Below are 566 nucleotides of genomic sequence, written 5' to 3'. Positions count from 1 at the left end.
GAACGGCGCTCTCGCTCACCAGGTGTGAGCGGGAGCGCCGTTCGCCCACCTCAGAGCTGGTAGGTGGAGTTGACGATCGCGCCCTTGCGGGCGTAGTGGATCAACGCGTCCTGCACGTCGAGCGGATGCGTGGGGATCACACCCTCGATCAGGTCCTCCTCGCGGGCGCCGTGCAGCGACAGCCCGAACCGGCAGCAGTAGACCTTGCCGCCCTCCTGCAGGAACGTCCGCAACGAGTTGTTGATGTTGTGCTCACCGGGGAAGGCCGAGTTGCCGGTGGTCGGGAACCCGCGGGTGGCCAGACAGTTCAGCGAGCCCGGGCCGTAGAAGTACAGCGCCGACTCGAAGCCCTTGCGCAGCGCCCGGGTGGCCTGCAGGACCGCCACGAAACTCACCGAGGACTCGTGCGCGATGCCGTGCACCAGGGTGAAGTAGCTCTCCCCGTTCTCGGCCTGGTAGTCCGGGAACACCTTGGTGCCGCCGTAGATCGACGACCCCTCCGGCATCGACGGGTGCGGGATCTCCTCGAGGCTCTGCTTCTCGAGATCGGTCAGGTCGGCCATGTC

Annotated in this window: 1 protein-coding gene; it reads right to left on the bottom strand. The window is 66.8% G+C overall.

Annotation, left to right across the window (positions count from 1 at the left end; translation table 11 throughout):
- Positions 1–50 precede the first annotated feature (50 nt).
- Positions 51–566: MSMEG_0572/Sll0783 family nitrogen starvation response protein (locus ACFQH9_RS32005; RefSeq protein WP_379572202.1), on the bottom strand; the 516-nt coding region annotated here is incomplete at its 5' end.

Source organism: Pseudonocardia lutea (genome assembly GCF_042658055.1).
GTDB classification, from domain to species: domain Bacteria; phylum Actinomycetota; class Actinomycetes; order Mycobacteriales; family Pseudonocardiaceae; genus Pseudonocardia; species Pseudonocardia lutea.
The sequence above is the reverse complement of the archived record's forward strand: the minus strand, read 5'-3'. Positions and strand labels throughout refer to the sequence as shown.